The 20,310-nt window shown below is 65.4% G+C and carries 20 protein-coding genes; 17 read left to right on the forward strand and 3 right to left on the reverse strand.

The genetic code is table 11. From position 1 onward, the window contains the following. Nucleotides 1-47: 47 nt before the first annotated feature. The 9 genes from rfaE1 (at nt 48) to IPI56_02440 (ending at nt 10,547) form a co-directional block, all read left to right on the forward strand. Complete coding sequence (rfaE1, locus tag IPI56_02400; GenBank protein ID MBK7544594.1) at nt 48-1,022, forward strand: D-glycero-beta-D-manno-heptose-7-phosphate kinase; 975 nt, start codon at nt 48-50, stop codon at nt 1,020-1,022. Next, nucleotides 1,019-1,774, forward strand: coding sequence for a 3-deoxy-manno-octulosonate cytidylyltransferase (gene kdsB / locus IPI56_02405; GenBank protein ID MBK7544595.1), 756 nt, complete (start codon nt 1,019-1,021; stop codon nt 1,772-1,774). Before rfaE1 ends, kdsB begins: the two co-directional genes overlap by 4 nt. Then, nucleotides 1,761-3,365, forward strand: a complete 1,605-nt coding sequence (locus tag IPI56_02410; protein ID MBK7544596.1) for a CTP synthase — start codon at nt 1,761-1,763, stop codon at nt 3,363-3,365. Before kdsB ends, IPI56_02410 begins: the two co-directional genes overlap by 14 nt. 2 nt (nt 3,366-3,367) lie before the next feature. Continuing rightward, nucleotides 3,368-3,904, forward strand: coding sequence for a hypothetical protein (locus IPI56_02415; protein ID MBK7544597.1), 537 nt, complete (start codon nt 3,368-3,370; stop codon nt 3,902-3,904). A gap of 70 nt (nt 3,905-3,974) precedes the next feature. Continuing rightward, nucleotides 3,975-5,795, forward strand: a complete 1,821-nt coding sequence (gene tadA, locus IPI56_02420; protein ID MBK7544598.1) for a Flp pilus assembly complex ATPase component TadA — start codon at nt 3,975-3,977, stop codon at nt 5,793-5,795. A 192-nt stretch (nt 5,796-5,987) separates the two neighbouring features. Next, nucleotides 5,988-7,409 carry a hypothetical protein gene (locus IPI56_02425; protein ID MBK7544599.1) on the forward strand — a complete coding sequence of 474 codons (1,422 nt, stop codon included), beginning with the start codon at nt 5,988-5,990 and terminating at the stop codon, nt 7,407-7,409. Nucleotides 7,410-7,558: 149 nt separating this feature from the next. Beyond that, complete coding sequence (gene mdh, locus IPI56_02430; protein MBK7544600.1) at nt 7,559-8,509, forward strand: malate dehydrogenase; 951 nt, start codon at nt 7,559-7,561, stop codon at nt 8,507-8,509. 60 nt (nt 8,510-8,569) lie between these two features. Then, the gene (locus tag IPI56_02435; GenBank protein ID MBK7544601.1) at nt 8,570-9,586 is read left to right on the forward strand and encodes a type III pantothenate kinase; all 1,017 of its coding nucleotides are present in this window, start codon (nt 8,570-8,572) and stop codon (nt 9,584-9,586) included. Between the two features lie 43 nt (nt 9,587-9,629). Further along, nucleotides 9,630-10,547, forward strand: a complete 918-nt coding sequence (locus tag IPI56_02440) for a hypothetical protein (protein MBK7544602.1) — start codon at nt 9,630-9,632, stop codon at nt 10,545-10,547. A gap of 6 nt (nt 10,548-10,553) precedes the next feature. On the opposite strand, the gene def is transcribed toward IPI56_02440, so the two are convergent. From def to IPI56_02455, 3 genes are read right to left on the reverse strand one after another with little or no spacing between them, the layout of a single operon-like run. After that, on the reverse strand, nt 10,554-11,078 hold the full coding sequence (def, locus tag IPI56_02445) for a peptide deformylase (GenBank protein MBK7544603.1): 525 nt from the start codon (nt 11,076-11,078) through the stop codon (nt 10,554-10,556). Then, nucleotides 11,078-11,617 (reverse strand): ACT domain-containing protein, encoded by a 540-nt coding sequence (locus tag IPI56_02450; protein MBK7544604.1) that lies wholly within the window; start codon nt 11,615-11,617, stop codon nt 11,078-11,080. Before IPI56_02450 ends, def begins: the two co-directional genes overlap by 1 nt. 58 nt (nt 11,618-11,675) lie before the next feature. Beyond that, nucleotides 11,676-12,293 carry a superoxide dismutase gene (locus IPI56_02455; GenBank protein MBK7544605.1) on the reverse strand — a complete coding sequence of 206 codons (618 nt, stop codon included), beginning with the start codon at nt 12,291-12,293 and terminating at the stop codon, nt 11,676-11,678. A gap of 109 nt (nt 12,294-12,402) precedes the next feature. Here IPI56_02455 and IPI56_02460 point away from each other — a divergent pair, with 109 nt between their 5' ends. The 8 genes from IPI56_02460 to IPI56_02495 all read left to right on the forward strand — a co-directional run bounded on the left by IPI56_02460 (nt 12,403) and on the right by IPI56_02495 (nt 20,307). After that, complete coding sequence (locus IPI56_02460) at nt 12,403-14,412, forward strand: FAD-binding protein (GenBank protein MBK7544606.1); 2,010 nt, start codon at nt 12,403-12,405, stop codon at nt 14,410-14,412. After that, nucleotides 14,409-15,701, forward strand: coding sequence for a (Fe-S)-binding protein (locus IPI56_02465; protein MBK7544607.1), 1,293 nt, complete (start codon nt 14,409-14,411; stop codon nt 15,699-15,701). Before IPI56_02460 ends, IPI56_02465 begins: the two co-directional genes overlap by 4 nt. Nucleotides 15,702-15,711: 10 nt before the next feature. Beyond that, nucleotides 15,712-16,194 (forward strand): transcriptional repressor, encoded by a 483-nt coding sequence (locus IPI56_02470; protein MBK7544608.1) that lies wholly within the window; start codon nt 15,712-15,714, stop codon nt 16,192-16,194. A 967-nt stretch (nt 16,195-17,161) separates the two neighbouring features. Further along, nucleotides 17,162-18,079, forward strand: coding sequence for an FMN-binding protein (locus tag IPI56_02475; GenBank protein MBK7544609.1), 918 nt, complete (start codon nt 17,162-17,164; stop codon nt 18,077-18,079). Further along, complete coding sequence (locus tag IPI56_02480) at nt 18,072-18,878, forward strand: FAD:protein FMN transferase (protein ID MBK7544610.1); 807 nt, start codon at nt 18,072-18,074, stop codon at nt 18,876-18,878. Before IPI56_02475 ends, IPI56_02480 begins: the two co-directional genes overlap by 8 nt. After that, on the forward strand, nt 18,875-19,336 hold the full coding sequence (locus tag IPI56_02485; GenBank protein MBK7544611.1) for a hypothetical protein: 462 nt from the start codon (nt 18,875-18,877) through the stop codon (nt 19,334-19,336). Before IPI56_02480 ends, IPI56_02485 begins: the two co-directional genes overlap by 4 nt. A gap of 92 nt (nt 19,337-19,428) precedes the next feature. Then, nucleotides 19,429-19,749: a thioredoxin gene (gene trxA, locus IPI56_02490; GenBank protein MBK7544612.1), complete on the forward strand. Its 321-nt coding sequence runs from the start codon at nt 19,429-19,431 to the stop codon at nt 19,747-19,749. Between the two features lie 6 nt (nt 19,750-19,755). After that, on the forward strand, nt 19,756-20,307 hold the full coding sequence (locus IPI56_02495) for a TlpA family protein disulfide reductase (protein ID MBK7544613.1): 552 nt from the start codon (nt 19,756-19,758) through the stop codon (nt 20,305-20,307). Nucleotides 20,308-20,310: the final 3 nt, after the last annotated feature.

A 20,310-nucleotide genomic window follows, 5' to 3' on the forward strand; every position in this document is an offset into this window, starting at 1 on the left:
ATGATCCCCCGCTCCCCCGCTCTCCCCGTTGTCCCGAAAGGCCTCCGATGAGCCCCGCCGTCCGTTCCGCCCGTGTGGACCGTTTTCGCGGGTTGCCGGTGCTTGTGGTCGGCGACCTCATGGTGGACCGCTATATCCGCGGCGGCGTCCATCGGCTTTCGCCCGAAGCGCCCGTTCCGGTGGTCGACGTCCACCACGAGGATTTCATGCCCGGCGGCGCCGGCAACGTGGCCTGCAACATCGCCGCGCTGGGCGGCCGTCCCCGGCTGGTTTCGGTGGTGGGGGAAGACCCCGACGCCGACCGCCTGTTGGCCGCTCTCAAGGACCGCGGGGTTGACGTGAGCGGCGTTGTGGCTGATGGGTCCCGCCCCACCATCCTCAAAACCCGGGTTCTCGCCGGCCACCAGCAGGTCGTGCGGTTCGACCGGGAAAGCCGCGCGCCCCTTTCGTCCGCCGTGATCGGCCGTTTGCTCGAGGCCGCGAAGGAACGTTTGAAAACGGCGCGGGGGGTCGTGGTGTCCGATTACGGCAAAGGCGTGGTCAATGTTCGCCTTCTCAAAAGCGTTTTGTCGGGGGCCCACCGCCAGGGCCAATTCGTGACCGTGGACCCCAAGATCGAACATTTCCTCCGATACCGCGGCGTGGACTGCATCACCCCGAACTTGAAAGAAGCCACCGAGGGCGTCCGCGCCCAGCCGCCCCGCACCGACGCGGAGGTCGACGCCCTGGGCGCGCGCATCCTGCGCCGGTTGCGTTGCCGGTCGGTCTTGATCACCCGCAGCGAGCGGGGCATGAGCCTCTACCGCGAGGGGAAAAAACCCCTGCACATCCCTTCCCAGGCCCGCGAGGTCTTTGATGTCACGGGCGCCGGGGACACCGTCATCGCCACCTTGAGCCTGGCCCTCGCGGCCGGCGTGCCCCTGGACGAAGCCTGCCGCGTGTCCAACGCGGCCGCCGGCGTCGTGGTCGCCAAGCTGGGGACCGCCACGGTCAGCCCCGCCGAACTGGAAAAAGCGTTGTGAAGGTTTTGGGCGTCATTCCGGCGCGGTACGCCGCCCAACGGTTCCCGGGTAAGCCCCTCGCTCCCATCGCCGGTAAACCCATGATTTGGTGGGTGTGGAACGCCGCGCGCCGGGCGCTGCCCCGGGTGGTCGTCGCCACGGACCACCGGGCGATCGTCGATGCCGTGACGGCGTTCGGCGGCGAGGCGGTCCTCACCTCCGATCGCTGCCAAAGTGGCACCGACCGGGTGGCCGAGGTGGCGCGCAAAATCCGCGCGGACCTTTACCTCAACGTGCAGGGGGACGAGCCCCTCATGACGGCCCGCACCCTGAAGAACGTGCTCGCGCTGCACCGCGATCGAAACGTTCAAATCGGCACCGCCGCCACCACGCTCGCGGCCGCGGACTGGGACAACCCCCATTCCGTCAAGGTGTTGGTCGACAAAGAGGGGTATTCCCTTTACTTTTCCCGGGCGGCTCTGCCCTTCTACCGGGACGGACGCCCCCGGACGCCCCCGCCCACGCCGCTTCTGTTGAAACATTTGGGGGTTTATTCCTACCGGGCCGACGCGCTGCGGCGGTTCATCCGTTGGCCCGCCGGGACCTTTGAAACGGCGGAAAAGCTCGAACAATTGCGCGCGCTGGAGAACGGCGTGCGCCTCAAGGTCGCTTTCACGCCCGACGATTCCGTCGGGGTGGACCGCCCGGCGGACGTGGCCCGGGTGGAACGCGCGTTGGCGGGGGACAAAAGGAGAAACCATGGCCGGGGCTAAATTCATTTTCGTGACGGGTGGGGTCGTGAGTTCGCTGGGGAAGGGCATCGCCGCGGCGTCGTTGGGGCGCCTCTTGAAGGCGCGGGGCTTGAACGTCACGATGATCAAGCTCGACCCCTACCTCAATGTGGACCCGGGCACCATGAGCCCCTACCAGCACGGCGAAGTCTACGTCACCGAGGACGGCGCCGAGACCGACCTCGACCTGGGCCATTACGAACGCTTCATCGACGTGGACATGAGCCGCGACAACAATTGCACCTCGGGCCAAATTTACGAGACCGTCCTGGCCCAGGAGCGGCGCGGCGAGTTCCTCGGGAAAACCGTCCAAGTCATTCCCCACATCACCAACGAAATCAAAAACCGCCTCTGGCGCGTGGCCAAGGGCCGCGACATCATCATCGCGGAAGTCGGCGGCACCGTCGGCGACATTGAGTCCCTGCCCTTCCTCGAAGCCATCCGCCAAATGCGCATCGACGCCGGGCGCGACAACGTGCTCTACATCCATTTGACCTTGGTGCCCTACATCAAGGCCGCCGAGGAACTGAAAACGAAGCCCACCCAGCACTCCGTCGGAAAGCTTCGGGAGATCGGCATCGAGCCCGACATCATCGTCTGCCGTTCCGACCGCCCCCTCGGCGACGAACTGCGCGCCAAAATCGCCCTTTTTTCCAGCGTGTCCAAGGAAGCCGTGATCGAGGCGGTCGACGCGAACTCGATCTACGACGTGCCCGTCCTGTTTGAAAAACAGGGGTTGGACGAGCTCGTGTTGATGCTGTTGCGCCAGCGTTCCCCCACCAAGGACCTCTCCGCGTGGAACGCCATGGTCGAAAAGATCCACAACCCCCAACACCAGGTGACCATCGGCGTGACCGGCAAATACGTCGATCTCAAGGACGCCTACAAATCCATCAGCGAAGCGCTGTTGCACGGCGGCCTCGCCAACAACACCCGGGTGATCGTCAAATACATCGACGTCGAAGACAAGAACCTGGAGGCCCAATTGATGCAAATGGACGGGATTCTCATCCCGGGCGGGTTCGGGGACCGGGGCGTGGAGGGGAAAATCGCGGTGGCCCGCTTCGCGCGCGAGCGACGCATTCCGTTTTTCGGCATTTGCCTGGGCATGCAGTGCGCCGTGATCGAGGTGGCCCGCCACCTGGCCAAGATGCCCAAGGCCCATTCCACCGAGTTCGCGCCGCGCACGCCCCACCCGGTCGTGTGCAAAATGGAGGAGCAAAAGAACGTGGTCAATCTGGGCGGCACCATGCGGCTCGGGGTCTACCCCTGCCGCGTCGCTTCCGGCGCCCTGGCCCGTCGGGCCTACGGCCACGAGATGATTTCGGAACGTCACCGGCACCGGTTCGAACTGAACAACAAATATCGTCCCGCCCTCGAAAAGGCGGGCCTCCGGGTGGTGGGGGAAAACCCCAAACACCGGTTGGCGGAGATCGTCGAGTTCAAAGACCACCCCTGGTACGTGGCCGTGCAGTTCCATCCCGAGTTGAAATCCCGCCCGTTGCGGCCGCACCCGCTGTTCCGCGAGTTCGTGGCCGCCGCGTTGCGGCGGCTGTCCCCCCGCGCCCTCTGACCGTGCCGCCCCGGGCGCGCATCGCGATCGGCGCCGGGGCCCTCCTGATTTTCATCGGTTTCTATTTCGCCGCGGTGGAACGCCATCGGCGCGACGAGGGCCGCCGTTTCTTCGCGGCCGAAGGGCGCCGTTTGGCCGACCTGTGGGCCGCCCGGTTGGCGGACCGGTGGGACGATCCGTCCGCCCGGGACACCCTGGTTCGCCGCCTCCGGGCGGAAACCGACAGCCGCGCCGCCGGCTTGGGCGACGCCGAAGGGGTTTTGGTCGTTTTGCACGGGGACATGGCGGGCGATCCGCCCCCGGGGTCCGGCGACGCCCCGCGGGACCGCCCTTTGTCCGACGGTGCCTGGGGGTTTTGGTCCCCGGTTTTTGTTTCCGGCGAACGGGTCGCCACTCTGTTTTGGGCGCGGGACACCGCCGTCCTTCAGCGGGCCGACCGGTCCGCGCGACGGGCCGGCATCGCCGCCTTCCTCTGGGGCGCGGGGGTCATCCTCTGGTCCCTCTTTCCCCTTTTCCGAACCTCCCCCTCCCCCCGCTGATCCCCCTGGACATTTCCCGATTTCGGGGCTAAATATCTAGGGATCGCACCACGATGGGGAGGACGTCTTGATGCAACGCAGCAACCCCGGACGCAAAACCACCAAAGAAATTCTCCTGGAAGCCCGGTTGGTCACGCCCGAAGGCATTCTCCAGGCCGAAAAAGAATCGGTCAAAACGGGTCGCCCCCTTCAACAAACCGTCATCGATCTGAAACTCTCCGACAAGGTGGACGTCCTGCAAATCCTGTCCCGGGAGTTCCGCACCAAAGCGGTCGATTTGGCCGAAATGGAAATCGATCCCGACGTGGTGAAAATTTTGCCGGAAGGCGACGCCCGCCGCCACATCGTTTTGCCCTTCGCCAAGGAGGACCAGGTCCTTCTTGTCGCCATGGCGGATCCCCGCGATTTCCTTGTTTCCGAAGACATACACATCCGCACGGGCCTGGAAGTGCAACGTTACATGGCCATGCCCGAAGACATCATGAAAGAGCTCGACAAGGTGTACGGTCTGGCCGGGGGCGGGAAAGGGGAGGAACTCCTCAAGTCCGTCGCCGAAACGGCCCTTAACATCGGCTCGGATGAAAAACTTGAAAAGTTGGAGACAAAGACCGACGTCACCGAAGTCGACGCCTCCGCCCCCGAGGTGGAAAAAATCGCCAACGGCGTGATCCTTTCCGCTTTGGGCCAAAAGGCGTCGGACATCCACATCGAACCCTTCGAAGACCCGACCGGGCGGACCTCGCGGGTTTTGGTCCGTTACCGCGTCGATGGGTTCCTTCGGGCGGCCCCCTTCCAAATCCCTTGGTCTTTCCGTAACGCGGTTATGGCGAAAATAAAAATCATGACCAATTCCATGAACATCACCGAGCGGCGGATTCCCCAATCGGGCCGTATCCAGGTGATGGCCAAGGGCAGTCCCATCGAATTCCGCGTCGAGATCATTCCCACCGTCTACGGGGAATCCTGCGTCATGCGTATTTTGGACCGGAAGGCCGTCCAGGTGGACATCCAAAAGTTGGGCTTTTTGCCGGACACGCTCGATCGCTTCCTCGGCCTGCTCAAAGGCGTCGGCGGAAAAAAGAATTTCGGCATCGTGTTGGTTTGCGGGCCGACCGGTTCCGGTAAATCGACGACCCTCTACGCCGCGCTCAACCACATCAACCGGCCGGACATCAAGATCTTGACGGCCGAGAACCCCGTCGAATACAACCTCGACGGCATCGTCCAAGTGCAGGTCAACCCCGACCTCAAGATGGGCGAGGACAAGTGTTTTGATTTCTCCCTCGCCCTGCGGTCTTTTTTGCGGCTCGACCCCGACGTCATCATGGTGGGCGAAATCCGCGACCAGGAAACCTCCCACATCGCCATGGAGGCCGCCATGACCGGTCACTTGGTGTTTTCCACCATTCACACCAACGACGCCCCGTCGACCATCACCCGGTTGATGGACATGGGCATTCCCGGGTTCATGGTGGCGAGCACTCTGAAATGCGTGCTTGCTCAGCGGTTGTGCCGACGGATTTGCCCGCAGTGCCGCGCCCCCCGGGCGCCGAATCCCGAAGAAGTCGAGGTGTTCCGCAACAACAACGTGTCCCTGCCGCCGGGCGCCCAGCTTTTTCAGGGCGCGGGGTGCGCCAATTGCAACGGGTCCGGCTACAAGGGCCGGATGGGCATCCACGAGTTGCTCGTGATCGACGAGACCGTGCGCAACGTGGTCTTGAAGGATGTCACGGCCGACATGGTGCGGGACGCGGCCGTCAACAAATCCCCCCAAAAAATGCGGACCATCATCATGGACGGCCTGCAGAAAGTCCTGGAAGGGGGAACCTCCGTCCGCGAGGTTTTGGGCGGCGCTTCCGACGAGGTCGAACCGGTCAAGCCCGCCCACTGACGTTGAGCGTCCGGGTCCGACCGCCCTTCTTGCGGGGGCTGTCCGGGGCGTCCCTCCGGGAAGGTCTCTTTCCCCGGTTCGACCCGCCCGGACCCTCGGATTCACTGAACCGATTAAACCGCGAGTTGTGTCGACCGAAATAACCAAGTAATCTCCCGGGTGGGTTTTCATTCGTTCAAGGAGCCATCACGCATGCCCCGTCTGACCCGGGCCATTTTTAGCGGCCTGTTAACCGTTGGCCTCCTGGCGGGACTCGAAGGGGGAGCCCGTCTCGCGCACTGGGGGCCCACCTACGCGGCAGGAGTGCTTGCCGCGCGCGGGGTGTCGAAAAAGAAAAAGCCCGGGGAGCGTCGCGTCTTTTTTTTCGGGGGATCGCAACTGGTCGGGTATCACCACCAAGGCCAAAGCAGCGTTCCCGGGGCTTGGGACTATGAAGCGCGCCGCCGCGCCCCCGACCGTCCCACACAGATCGTTAATTTTGGCCGGCCGGGGGAGGGTGTCGAATTCGCCGTTCGGACGGCGTTGGACTCCTTGGATCACGCGCCGGACGTGGTTTTCCTTTTCACGGGAGAAAACGAATTCGTACCGACCAACATCCTTCGCGGGGGTCTCCGCTTTGGGGTCGAAAGACTCGTCTTGAGCACGGCGTTGGGACGGGGTGTGTGGGCCCGGGTCGGGCGGGAACCTGTCTTGTCCGTGCCGGACTTTACGCGTTACAGTTGGAACGACGTGATTGAGACGGCGGAGTCCCGCCGCGGATCCATTCGGCGATCTTTCCGGCGGCGCATCGCCGGCCTGGCCCGGCGCATGCCCCCCGGAACGGTTCTGGTGATCGTCGAGCCTTCCCTCAACATGGTCTGGGGGCCGTTGTGGCACGAAGATTTGGAAAAACTTTGGATTGACCCCGAAGAGACGGGCGCCCGGTTCTTTGTTTCGGGAATTCTGGCCGAGGAAGAAGGAAAATGGGAATTGGCCGCCGCGCATCACGCCCGGGCCTATGAACGCTCCCCCCGCTTCGCGGACGCGGCGTTTCGGTGCGCGGGGGCCCTGGATCGATTGAACCGCTGGCAAGAGGCCAACGCCCTCTACCGGGAAGCCCTCGCCGCCGGGCCGCTTCCGCGCCACCTTCTTTTGCCGCCCGGGGATCCCCTGCGGCGGACCCCCGGGCTTGTCTTCCTATCGGCTTTGGATCTCTTGGCGCGGGATCACCCGCGGGCGCGGGTTGATTTTGGGCAAACCGAAGACGATATCCATCTTCGTCCCCAAAGCGAATGGGCCTTGGCCAATCGTCTCGTCCAACTTCCCGAGGTGTCCGGGGTATTGGGGTTTCGCCCTTCCCCCGGCGATTGGGAGGGGTATCGGCGCGCCGCGGGCTTGGACGCCGAGTTTGAATACCGGACGGCCCTCAGCGTGGCCAAATACCACGCCGGGCGGACGAGCGCGGAACCCTTTTTGGCCAGGGCCGCCGCGCTGTTCCCCAATCGCCCGGATCTGGCGGCCACCGCGCGGGTCCACAACAATATTTCGACGCGGCGCCAGGGTCGGGTGGCTTGGTTGACCCATATGTGGCGGTCGCGGGGGTATTCCTCCGAAGTCACCGAAACCCCTCACTGAGGCGGACCCCGCCTTGGGTTCGCCGTAAGGACTCAGACCCGTCGCGCCATTGCCAAGGGGCGGTGAACCCGCTAAAATACCCCTTCATCCCCTCGAACGATTTTAACCACCCGGGCCCTGCCCGGCGGTGGACGGGATGCGGAGGCTTTATGCGGCACAAACTGACCGTGATTGGCGCCGGCAACGTCGGCGCGACCCTGGCCCAACGCCTCGCCGAGGCCGAACTGGGCGACGTCGTGCTGGTCGACATTCCCCAAACCGAAGGAATGCCCGCGGGCAAGGCGCTCGACATCGCCCAATCGGGGCCTGTGTACGGCTACGACAGTCGCGTGACGGGGACCACCGAGTACGGCCCCACGGCGGATTCGGACATCGTGGTCATCACGGCCGGGGTCCCCCGCAAGCCCGGCATGAGCCGCGACGACCTTTTGAACATCAACGCCGGGATCGTAAAAAACGTTTCCGAGCAAATCGCCAAAACCTCCCCGAAAGCGATCGTGATCGTTGTCTCCAACCCTTTGGACGCCATGGCCCACGTGGCCCTGCGGGTCACCGGGTTCCCGAAGGAACGGGTGATCGGCATGGCGGGCGTGTTGGACTCGGCGCGCCTGGCGACCTTCCTGGCCGAGGCGGCCCAGGTCTCCGTCGAGGACGTCCAGCCCATGGTGTTGGGCGGCCACGGCGACACCATGGTGCCCGTCGCGCGTTGCACGACCATCGCGGGCATCCCCGTCGGGGAGATCCTGCCTCCGGAAACCGTGGAAGCCATCTTCCAGCGCACCCGCGATGGCGGCGCCGAAATCGTGAAGCTCTTGAAAACCGGGTCGGCCTATTACGCCCCCTCCGCGAGCGTGGTCGCCATGGTCAAGGCCATTTTGATGGACAAGAAGCGCGTGTTGCCCTGCGCCGCCTACCTGGACGGTGAATACGGGATGCGGGGAATTTTCTTGGGCGTTCCGGTCAAATTGGGCGCCCGGGGCATTGAACAGGTGTTGGAAGTTCGCCTTGACCCGGCGGAAAAGGCCGCTTTGGAAAAATCGGCCGCCGCCGTCCGTGAACTGGTCGACGCCCTCAAAAGGATGAACGTTGTCGCGAATTAGTTTTGTCAAGTCGCTTTTCGGTTTGGGGAGGAAAAACGACATGAGCACCGAGACACTGCAATGCGGGAAACGGACGTACATTCTCGAATCCCGCGTCACCAAGAACGGCCACCGCTACGTGATGTTGACGGAGAAAAGCTTCGGCCGGATGTCGAAGGTCATGGTCTTCCACGACCATTTGGCCGAGTTCCGCGCCGCTCTGGAGCGGATCGCCGCGGCGGAGCCGCTCCTGACCGAAACGAACGTCAATTGAGGGAGGAAAGGGGCGGGTCGCCCTGGGTGTTGGCGATCGACATCGGCAACACCAACATCACCCTCGGCGCCTTCCCGGCCCGGCCCCCCGCCGGGGGCGGGGTCCCGCGCGCGTTCGCGACCGGGCGCCTGTCGACCCACCGCCACACCACCGCCGATGAATACGGCCTTTCCCTCCGGCAGGTCCTCGACCACGCGGGTCTTTCTTTAAAAGCCCTCGGGGGCGTTGTGGTGGCCAGTGTCGTGCCGCCCTTGGACGAGGTCTTCCGGGATTTGTGCCCCCGTTATCTGGGTTGCCCCGCCCTCTTCGTGGGGCCCGAGACCCGAACCGGGGTGGAAATCCGTTACGACCGTCCGGCGGAAGTCGGCGCGGATCGGATCGTCAACGCCGCGGCCGCCTTTGCCCGCTTTCGCCGCGCTTGCATCGTGATCGACTTCGGGACGGCCACGACCTTCGATTGCGTCGACGACCGGGGGGCCTATTTGGGCGGGGCCATCGCCCCGGGTCCCCAAATGGCGGCCGAGAGCCTCTCCCAACGCACCGCCAAGCTCCCGCTCATGGGGGCCTTTCGAAAACCAGCCCGCGCCATCGGGAAAAACACGCTCGACAGCATGGCCTCGGGTCTTTATCACGGCTACGTGGGGCTGTCCGAAGGCATCCTCGCGCGGCTCAAGGCTGAAATGGGCGGCGCGCCCCTCGTTTTGGCCACGGGGGGCCTTTCCCCCTTGCTGGGCAAGGAAATCGGGGGTATAAAAGAGATAGTCCCGGACCTCACTCTGGAAGGCCTGTGGCTCATTTGGCGGTTAAATCAGGGCAAAAAGTGAGTTCTGTGGATAACTTTGTGGACAACCCTCGGGAGGAAAACCCATGAAATTTCTTCGTTTTTCCATTTTGGCGTTCCTGTTGACGTCGACCGTGGCCGTCCGCGCCGACGTGACCAGCGACGCCGCGGCCCTGTCTCGATGGTTTAGCGAGGAACTGGCCAACGCCACCGCGTTCAACGCGGCCGCTTCGCCCCAACTGCCCGGGGACGTGCACAGTTTGTTGGGCGTGGAAATCGGGGTGTCCCTGGCGGTGAGCTCCTCCAAGCTGGATATCGACGCCTTGGACAGCCTGCCCTTGACCGATTTGAACGTGGACACCGTGGATATGATGTCCCAATTGCCCATCCCCTTGCCGGTGATCCACGCCAAAATCGGCCTGCCTTGGGGCCTCGACGCCGGGGTGAAATTCGGGAAGTTCAAATTCGACAACACCGACGGCGCCAAGAAAACCGAAGTGGCCAATCAGGTGTTCGGTGTGGAAGTCCGCCGACGACTGATGGGGGAGGGCGTGACCGGCGTTCTATTGCCGGACGTCAGCGTGGGTCTCGCCTACGACACGGCCAACGGTCACGTGTCCCTGGATGACCGCTACGACGCCAACTTGAACCTTCCCGGCGGCTTGGCCCCAACGGCCGACCTGGCCTGGGACACCGATTGGCGTACGAGCGCGCTGACGCTCCGTGTCGTGGCCAGCAAGCAAATGGCCATCGTCACCCCCTACGCGGGGTTGGGCTACACCCGGCTCATGGGGGACGCGAAGACCCGGCTGGCCATTCAGGAAACGGGCAACGCCGCCAACGCCACCGAAGGCGTGGCCTCGGCCGACGCGGACGGGAACCTCGTCCAAGTGACGGGCGGCCTGCAATTCACGTTCTTCCCGACGTTGAAGCTCAACCTCGGCGGCATGTGGGCCCCGGACAATTTCGCCGGCACCCTGGGCCTGCAGTTTAATTTCCGATAACAGGGTCTAGGTTTTCGCCGGGGCGGTTTTTCGGCGGAAGAGGTCGGTTTTGATGTTGGCCACCCGGTCGAGGAATAATACCCCGTCCAGGTGATCGATCTCGTGCTGGAGGGCCACGGCTTCGAAGCCCTCGGTTTCAATGGCGGTGGCTTGACCGTCGCGGCCGAGCCCCTCGACCCGCACCCAACGGGCGCGTTTCACGTCCGCCAAAAATTCCGGAATCGACAAACACCCCTCGCGAAAAGTCATTTCCCCTTCGGCTTTGACGACCACCGGGTTTAACAGCGCGATGAGCCCGTGGCCTTTGGGCGGTTCTTTGCCTTTGCGCGGGGGCAGCCAGGTCACGTCCACCACGACGGCGCGTTTCACGGCGCCGATTTGGGGCGCGGCCAACCCGACCCCCGGGGTCGAATAGAGGGTGTCGGCCAGATCGGTCAGCAGGCGGGCCGCGTCCGCGTCGGCCTGGGCCACGGGGGGGCAGACTTGTTTTAGCCCCTCGTCGGGGAACAGCAGGATCGGTTGGACGGCCATTACAACGCTTGGGTGGCCAGGGGTTTGACGTTCAGGGTCACGCCCAACTCCGCCACCCCGGCGCGCAGGCTCGTTTCGAGCGCCGCGGGCGCGAGACCCGTCGGCGCTTCGCCCTCCACATAAAGAATATAGCCCGAGGGGGTTCCCGGCGCGGCGGTGCGGTGGGTCGTGAGATCCGTGATGTTGACCTTGGCCTTGGCCAAAAGGGCCGTCACGCGGTGGACGATGCCCGGCCGGTCGACACCGTAAACGGTCACGAGCACCCCGTTGTCGGCGTTTCGGGGCGAGCGCGCCTCCCGCGCGGTGAGGGGTTTAAGGTGGATCGCCAAGCCCGTCTTTTTGCCCAACGCCCGCAGCGCGCGCTCCACCCCGGCGACCTTGGCCGGGCCCGAAAAAATCACGAGCACCGCAAACTCGCCCTGCAGCCGCGTCATGGCGCTGTCCTCCAGGTTGCAGCCGTTGTCAAAAAGGGTCTTCGACACCGCCGCCACCAGCCCCGCCCGGTCCCGCCCCGCCGCCGTCAGAAGATATCGTTTCATAGGATCTCCTCCCCGCCGACTTTGTTTTTGGATGTGTTTAGGCAGCCGCGCGCGGGAATCACAGGTTTTCTAAAGCGAATTCCCAATTGATCAGGTGGTCGAGCACCGCGGTCACGTAGTCGGCCCGGCGGTTCTGATGGTCCAGGTAGTAGGCGTGTTCCCAAACGTCGATGGTGAGCAGGGGTCGAACCCCCAGGGTCAACGGCGTGTCGGCGTTGGATGTTTTTAGGATATTTAAGCGGCCGCTGTTTTCGACCAGCCAGGCCCAACCGGAACCGAATTGCGCCAAAGCGGCCGCGGCGAATTCCCGGCGGCAGGTTTCCACGTCGCCGAACGACGATTGCATCTTGTCCCGCAGGGCCGCCGGCGGCACGCCCCCGCCGCGGGGGCGAAGGCTCTTCCAATAAAACGCGTGGTTCCACGCTTGGGCGGCGTTGTTGAACACCGCGGTGTCCGCCGCTGATCCGGCCGCGTCGCGCACGACCTTTTCCAGCGGCCCGTCGCCCCGTTCGGTGCCGGCGAGCAGTTTGTTTAAATTGTCGACGTAGGCGCGATGGTGTTTCCCGTGGTGGAAAGACAGCGTGTTTTTCGAAATATACGGGGCCAGGCCGTCGTCGGGGTAGGGCAACGGCGGCAAGGCGAGCGGGGTCGATGCGGACGAACGGGACGTGTTCATAAAGCCCTCCTCAATAGTCGGGACCGTGTGTCCCCAAAACCAACCCCGCCCCAGGGCGAGGAAGCCAATTTTACTATTTCCCCCCTCGCGGATACGGTAAAATGGGCTCATGCCCGACCCTTTCGACGAGCTGATGCGTCAAAGCTTGGGGGCCGACCGCGTTCTCTCGGCCCCGGGGGATCTTTTTTCCTACGCCTACGACGCCGCCCTGGAAAAGCGCTTGCCCGGACTGGTGGTCCTGCCCCGCACGGCCGAGGAGGTCGCCTTGGCCATTCGTGCCGCCGTCTCCCGGGGAATCCCCTTCGTGGCGCGGGGCGCCGGCACGAACCTCTGCGGGGGCACCGTGGCGCCCACCGGCGGGATGGTGATCCACCTGTCGCGTCTCAACCGCGTGTTGTCGATCGACGAAAAACGCCGCCGCGCCTGGGTCGAGCCCGGCGTGGTCAACCTTCATCTGCAAAAGATCCTCGCCCCCCGGGGGCTCTTTTACGCGCCCGACCCGGCCAGCCAAAAGGCCTGCACCCTGGGCGGCAACGTGGGCACGAACGCCGGGGGCCCGCACTGCCTTAAATACGGCGTCACCTCGACGCATGTCCTGGGACTGGAGGTCGCCCTGCCCGACGGCACTCTCCGCCGGTTCTCCGTGGACGACCCGGGTCCCGACCTGACGGCCCTCTGGGTCGGCTCCGAGGGCACGCTCGGGGTGGTGACCAAAATCGAAATCAACCTTCTGCCCCAGCCCCCGGTGGTGGAGACCTTTTTGGCGGCGTTCCCGTCCATGGAGGCCGCCGCCCAGACGGTGACGGACACCATCGCGGCGGGGGTCGTGCCGGCCACCCTCGAGGTCATGGACCGCCTGACGGTGGAGGCCGTGGAAGCCTTCGTCAAAGCGGGGTACCCCCGGGACGCCGAAGCGGTGCTCCTGGTGGAGGTGGACGGGGACCCCGCGCGGGTCGCCGAGGAAGGAGAACGGGCCCGGGCCTTCTGCCGAAAAAACGGCGCCCGGGACCTGCGGGTGGCCACCAACGACCGGGAGCGGGAAAAACTATGGGAAGGGCGCCGCGGGGCCTACCCGGCCATGGCGCGGCTGGCGCCCAACGTGCTCGTGGAGGACGGCGTCGTGCCCCGCACCAAACTGCCCGAGGCGGTCCGCGCCATGCGCGCCATCGCCGACCGCGCGGGGGTGCGCATGGGCCTTATTGCCCACGCGGGGGACGGCAACTTGCATCCCAACATGGTTTTCGACGAGCGCGACGCCGGGGAGACCGCCCGCGTCAAGGCCGCCGGGCAAGAGATGTTGCGCGCCTGCGTTGACTTGGGCGGGTCCATTTCCGGCGAACACGGCATCGGCTCCGACAAGCGGGCCGCCATGACCTGGCTCTTTTCGCCCGAGACCCTGGGGCTTTTCGGGCGCATCAAAGCGGCCGTGGACCCCGCCCACCTGTCCAACCCCCACAAGATATTGCCGACGACAACGACCGTGATCCCCGCGGCCGCCGTTCCGGCGGGGCCCGTCTGGCGGCCAACCTCCGCGGCCGAGGCTGAACTCACCGTCCGTTGGGCGGCCCGGGAAAAACAAGCCTTCGTCATCGGTGGGACCGGCCATCGCCTGGCGGGGGAGGCGTCCTTGCCGTGCCTCGACACCACGGCCTTGAACCGCGTCCTCCGCCACGACCCGGGAAACCTGGTCCTCACCGTTGAGGCCGGCGCCACCCTCGCGGATGTCGACCGAGCCCTGACCCACACCGGCCAACACCTGCACGCGGCGGGCGAAGGCACCCTGGGAGGGATCCTGTCGCGGAACGCTTGCCGGTCGCCCCGCTTGCGGGATCAGATCCTGGCCATGACGGTTTTGCTGGCGGACGGGACCGTGGTCCGCTTCGGCGCGCCCGTCATGAAAAACGTGGCCGGCTACGACGCCGCAAAACTTTTCATCGGGGCCTGGGGCGCCCTGGGCGTGATTTTGGACGTCACTTTCCGTCTCCACGCCGCGCCGGCGGTCGGCGAAGCCGTGCCCGCCCCCCGCCCCGAATTTTGGAACCGGGACGACCTCGCGCCCATCAAAAAAGCCTTCGACCCCGAGAACCGGATCAACCCGGTTCTTTTTGAGCGGCCATGAAAAATCCCGACCTGGAATCCCGCCCCGCGACGGGGCTCTCGCCGGAGGAGCAACGGGCCTACGACGCGGCCATGCACTGCAACCGGTGCGGGTTCTGCACGTCTTTCTGCCCCACCTATCTGGCCACGGGCGACGAGAGCCTTTCCCCCCGGGGCCGCAACCAAGCTTGGCGGGCGTTCCTGGAAGGGCGGCTTGATCCGGCCGATGGACAGCGGGCCTTCGACACCTGCCTCCTGTGCGGCGTTTGCACCTCGGTCTGCTTCGCCGAGGTGCCCACGGCGAAACTCATGGGGTCGGCGCGGCAGAAAACCCACGACGCCCTTGGCCGCTCGCCTTTGGCGACTCTTGTGCTGCGCGTGCTCCTGCCGCGCCCCCGGTTCTTTGAAACTTTTCTTAAGATTCTTTTTTGGGGAAAGCGGTTGGGGATTTCGGGTTTGTTGAACCGGGCGGGGTTCCTCGGCTGGATTCACCCCCGCCTCGCCGCCGCCGAATCCCTGGTCGAAACGCCCCCGCGGCGGTTTCTGCGGGGGGAATTGCCGTCCGCGCCGTCCGACGCCGCCGTGTTGCAATTTTTGGCCTGCGGGCCCAATTGCGTCTCGCCCGAAATCGGCCGCGCGACCGCGCGCATTTTAAAAGTTCAGGGTGTGAAAGCCGGGGGGGCGGACAACGTGTGTTGCGGTTTGCCCGGAATCAGCTTCGGGGACCGCGCGGCCGCCCGCCGGTTGGCGCGTATCAACATCGCGCTGTTGGAAAAACACCCGTCCGCCACCGTTCTGGTGGACGATTCGTCCTGTGCCGCGACGGTCAAGGATTGGCCGACGTTGTTCGAAGATGACACCGCCTGGAAATCGCGCGCGGAGGCCGTGGCCCGACGGACCCGCGATCTTCTGGAGTGGTTGAACGCGCACCCGATTCCCGCCCCAAGCACGGAGGGGGCCGTCACTTACCATGACGCTTGCAAGGCCCGCTACGCCCAGGGGCTGATCGAGGAGCCCCGCCGCCTGCTGCGGGGGGCGCCGGGGGTGGACTACCGGGAACTGCCCGAGGCGGACCAGTGTTGCGGCGGCGGGGGGACCTACCAATTCATGCAGCCGACCGTGTCGCGGGCCGTGGGGGAGCGCAAAACGGCGCACATCCTCGCGACGGGAGCGGCCGTGGTCCTGACCTCCAGCGTGTCCTGCCTGCTTCAATTGCGGGCGGGCCTGCGCCGCGCCGGGGGGGCCGTCCGCGCCCTGCACGTGGCGGAGTTTTTCGCCCGGGCCCTTGACAAACAATCCAAGTTGAAATAATATTTCAATTATGAAAACCGAGCTCGTCTTCTTTCCCCGCTGGGCGGCGGGGCGCGGCGGCTTCGCGGAAAAAATCCGCGAGGTCTTTCACGCGCACGTCCGTAAAAAGGGGCTCGTCCAGACGCACCAGCGGGACGACATCCTCGACCATCTCCTCGCCGCCGACCGCCACCTGACCCAGGAAGAAATCTACGCCGCCCTCAAAGCGAAGGGGATCGGCAAGGTCACGGTGTTCCGCACCTTGAAACTGTTGGAAGAGGCCGAGTTGGTCGACCGCGTTTACGACACAGACGGCCGGCCGCGGTACGAAATCAAGATGGAGCGGCCCCACCACGACCACTTGGTGTGCGTGGATTGCGGCGTCATCCAAGAGGTCCAGTGGCCCGAAATCGAAAAGGTGCAGGAACGGGAATGCCGCCGTTTGGGTTTTGTGCCCCTGCGCCACCGCCACGAGGTGTTCGGCCGATGCGCTCCCTGCGCGGGGAAAGCGTAAATTTTTTTTGTCGATGCATTGAAATTTTATTTCAATTATGGGGGAATGACCGTATGAAACTGTTCAAAATGGGATTGGCCGCCCTGTGCCTCGGCGCGGCGTTGTCGACGGTGCGCGCGGAGGAGGCCGATCGGCTGTCCGTTTTGGAATCAAAGTACGACGCGCTGGTGCGCGAATTTGAAACTTTAAAAAACGGAAAAGAGGGCGCGGTGCACAAGCCCGTTTTCGGCCTGGCCCCCGCGGCCTCCAAGGTCTACCACCTCAAAGAGGGCGTGACCCTGGGCGGTTACGGCGAGATGGTGTATCAGAATTTCGAAGCCCGTAAAGACAACGGGACGGCTTCCGGTAAAACCGACCAGTTGGACTTCCTGCGCTACGTCCTCTATGTGGGCTACCGATTCTCCGACAAGTTCCTGATCAATTCCGAAGTCGAGATCGAGCACGCCGCCGAGGACAAGCGCGGCGAGGTCTCCGTCGAGATGGTCAACGTGGACTACCTCCACAGCCCCGCCTTGAATTTTCGCGCCGGTCTGTTGCTCCTCCCCGTGGGCTTTTTGAACGAACTGCACGAGCCGCCGATCTACCACGGCACTCTGCGGCCGAACGTGGAACGAAACATCATCCCCACCACCTGGCGGGAAAACGGGTTTGGGGTGTTCGGCCAGGCGGGCCCCCTGTCTTACCGGGCCTACTTGGTGAACGGCCTGCAGGCGCTGAAAGACACCGCCCTCGGCGGAACGACCGACAAGGTCAAGGGATTCTCGGCGTCCAGCGGTTTCCGCGACGGACGACAGAAAGGCTCGAGCGCCTTGGCCGAGGATATGGCCCTGGTGGGTCGCCTGGATTACACGGGCGTGCCCGGCCTGTTGGTGGGCGGTTCCTGTTACACGGGTCCGTCCGGTCAGAACGCCGTGGTGGGCGGTGAAAAGCTTGACGCCCGAACCACGCTGTGGGAAACCCACGGGGAATGGAATCGCTCCGGCTGGGAACTGCGGGCCCTCTACAGCCGCGCGACCCTCGACGACGCCGACCGGGTGAACGCGGCCCAGGGCCTCGCGGGCAACAATTCGATCGGCGAAGCGCTGTGGGGCGCCTACGGCCAGGTGGCCTTCAACGTGTTGTCCCGCACGGAGGCGAGGGCGAGCCTGTCGCCCTTCGTGCGCTACGAGCGTTACAACACCCAGGCGCGGGTCCCGTCGGGATTTTCGGCCAACCCGGCCAACGACCGCACGGAGATCGTCTACGGCCTGACGTACAAGCCGATCTCGACGGTGGTCCTGAAGGGCGAGTTTATAGACAACAAAAACCGCGCCGGCACCGGGGTGGACCAGTGGAACGCCGCGATGGGATACTTGTTCTGAAATCCAAGACCTGGGCCGCGCTTCCCTTCCTGGCCGCGCCGGCGGGTGTGGTCGTGGCCGCCGATTATTTGACGGCCGAGGAAGCCGGCCGCGTCCTCTTCCCCGACGCCCGGGGGTTCGAGCCCCGGGCGATGGACGAGGCCGCGCTCGCGGCGGCGCCGCGCCGCGCGGGCGCGCCCGCCTGGCCGGCCCCGCCCGCGGTGTGGACGGTCCAGGGCGGCCGGGGCGCGCTGGGCCATGTGGTGGTGGACCGCGTGATCGGCAAACACGAGTTCCTCACCTACGCCGTCGGCGTTTCAACCGACGGGGTGGTTCAAGGGGTGGAAATTTTGAGCTACAAAGAATCCTACGGGGGCGAAGTGCGCAACCCCCGCTGGCGGCGCCAGTTCGCCGGACGCCGCCGCGATCCCCTTCCGCGCTTCACGGTGGACATCAAGAACATCACCGGGGCCACCCTCTCCTGCCGCCACCTCACCGAGGGCGTGCGGCGGGTTTTGGCGTTAACGGAGAGTTTCCGTGATTGAACAAACGCGCGCGCGTCCCCTGCTGGGCACCTTCGTCGTGATTTCGGCCGCGGGGCCCCGCCGCGCGGTGGAGGCGGGACTGCGGCGGGCCTTCGACGCCGTCGAGCGCCTCGAGCGGCGGATGAGCTATTTCGAACCGGCCAGCGACGTGGCGCGGTTGAACCGCGCGGCGCACCGGATCCCCGTGCGGGTCCACCCCCAAACCCACCGCCTTTTGCGCGCGGCGGCGCGGCTGACGCGCGCGTCGGGGGGCGTGTTCGATATCGCCACCGGCGGTGCTCTGTGGCGCGCGGGGTTTCGGCCCCCCGCGCCCGGCGCGCCCCGCCCCGATCCCCGGGCCTCCGGCCGGGACGTGCGGTTGTTGTCCGGAGGCCGCGTCCGTTTTCGGCGTCCGCTGTGGATCGATCTGGGCGGTATCGCCAAGGGCCAGGCGGTGGACCGGGCCCTGGCCGTTTTGCGCGACGCGGGGGTCCGCCGCGCCCGGGTGAACGCCGGGGGCGACACGGCCTCTTTTGGCGAAACCGCCCCCCTGTGGCGGCGCGACGACCGTCGCCGGGGGGCGGTCCGCCCGTTCGGCGCGACGGCGTCCGGCGCGGTGGCGACCTCGGCGCCGCTCCTCCACGCCCGGGCCCGCCGCGCCCCCTACGTTCGCCGCGGTCGTTGCGTGCCCGGGGGACGGGGCGTGACGGTGGCGGCGCCCCGGGCCCTGTGGGCCGACGCCCTGACCAAAGTGGCCCTCCTGGCGCCCTCCCGGGCGCGGCGGGTGTTGGCGATTTTTAACGCCCGGGTGATCCCGTGAAACACGGCCGCGGTTCCCACGCCGCCAAACTCCCGGTCGTCCACCGGGCGCTGGTGCACGCCGTCTTTGCGCTGTCTTGGGTTTCGGGGGCGGTCGTGTTGGGGGCGCGTTATTGGGGGCGGAGCGAAGGCGCCTTTGGGTTGGAGCGCCATTGGATCGAATCCCCCGCGCGGTCCCTCCACGGACTGTCCGCCGGTCTTTGTTTGCTGGCCGTCGGATCCCTGTTGACGCGCCACGTGCCCGCGGGCTGGGCCACGGGCCAACGGCGCCCCTCGGCCATTTTACTCCTGGCCCCCGTGGCCGGGTTGGCGCTTTCGGGCTGGGGCTTGTATTACGCCGGTCACGAAGGTCTGCGCCGCGTGCTCGAAATCGCCCACGCGGCCCTGGGTTTTCTTCTGCCCCTGCCGCTTCTCGTCCACGCCCGCCGGGCGGCGGTTGCCGGGCGGCCGGGCGTGTAGTAAAATGCGATCCGGCGATTCCGGCGTTCGGGAACTTTCCCGTGTCCCCCGTGTTGCAATACAAAGACGCCTCATCGAAAGGAGTTTGACCCATGGAAGTTCAACTGTCCGACAGCGGTTTTGAAAAAGACGTCCTGAAATCGTCGAAACCCGTTTTGGTGGATTTTTGGGCCCCCTGGTGCGGCCCTTGCCGCATGCTGGGCCCCATCGTCGAAGAGGTTGCGAAAGAATACGCCGGCAAGGTCGTCGTGGGCAAGATGAACACCGACGAAAACCCCGACACCGCCTCGCGCTACAACATCTCCGCCATCCCGACCATGTTGCTCTTCAAGGGCGGCCAGGTGGTCGAGCAGATGGTGGGCGTCCACTCCAAAAAAGACATCAAAGAAAAACTCGACGCGCTGTTGAAATAGGCGCCGGTGCCCTTCCCGCTTCGATCGGTCCGACGGGGGCCCGCTTTGTGGGCGGCGGCCCTGCTGTTGGCCGCCTGCCGTCCGTCGGCGGCCGACCGCGCTCCCGCGGCCGCCCCAACGGAAGCGACGCCAACCGCCCCCGGCGCGGCCCCGGCCTTCGCTCTTAAGTCCCTGACGGGCGAAACCGTCTCCCTGGCCTCCCTCAAAGGAAACGTCGTGTTCATCGACTTCTGGGCCACCTGGTGCCCGCCCTGCCGCATTTCCATGCCCTCGGTGGAGCGCCTGCACGCGGACTACAAAGGCAAACCGGTGCGGGTGATCGGCGTGAGTGTCGACGAAGACATCGACGCCCTGCGCGCCTTCCTGAAGAAAAAAAAGACCGCCCACCCCGTTTTGATGGATCCCGACTCCGCCACGGCCTCGGCCTACGGGGCCGAGGGCATTCCCCACTTCGTGGTGGTCGACCGGGAGGGCCGCTTGGTCGACCAATGGTCCGGGTTCGCCCCGGGTTTCAGCGACGACTGGCGCAAAACCATCGACCGCCTGCTGAAAAGCTAAACC

It is taken from the genome of Elusimicrobiota bacterium, assembly GCA_016706425.1.
GTDB lineage: Bacteria > Elusimicrobiota > Elusimicrobia > FEN-1173 > FEN-1173 > JADJJR01.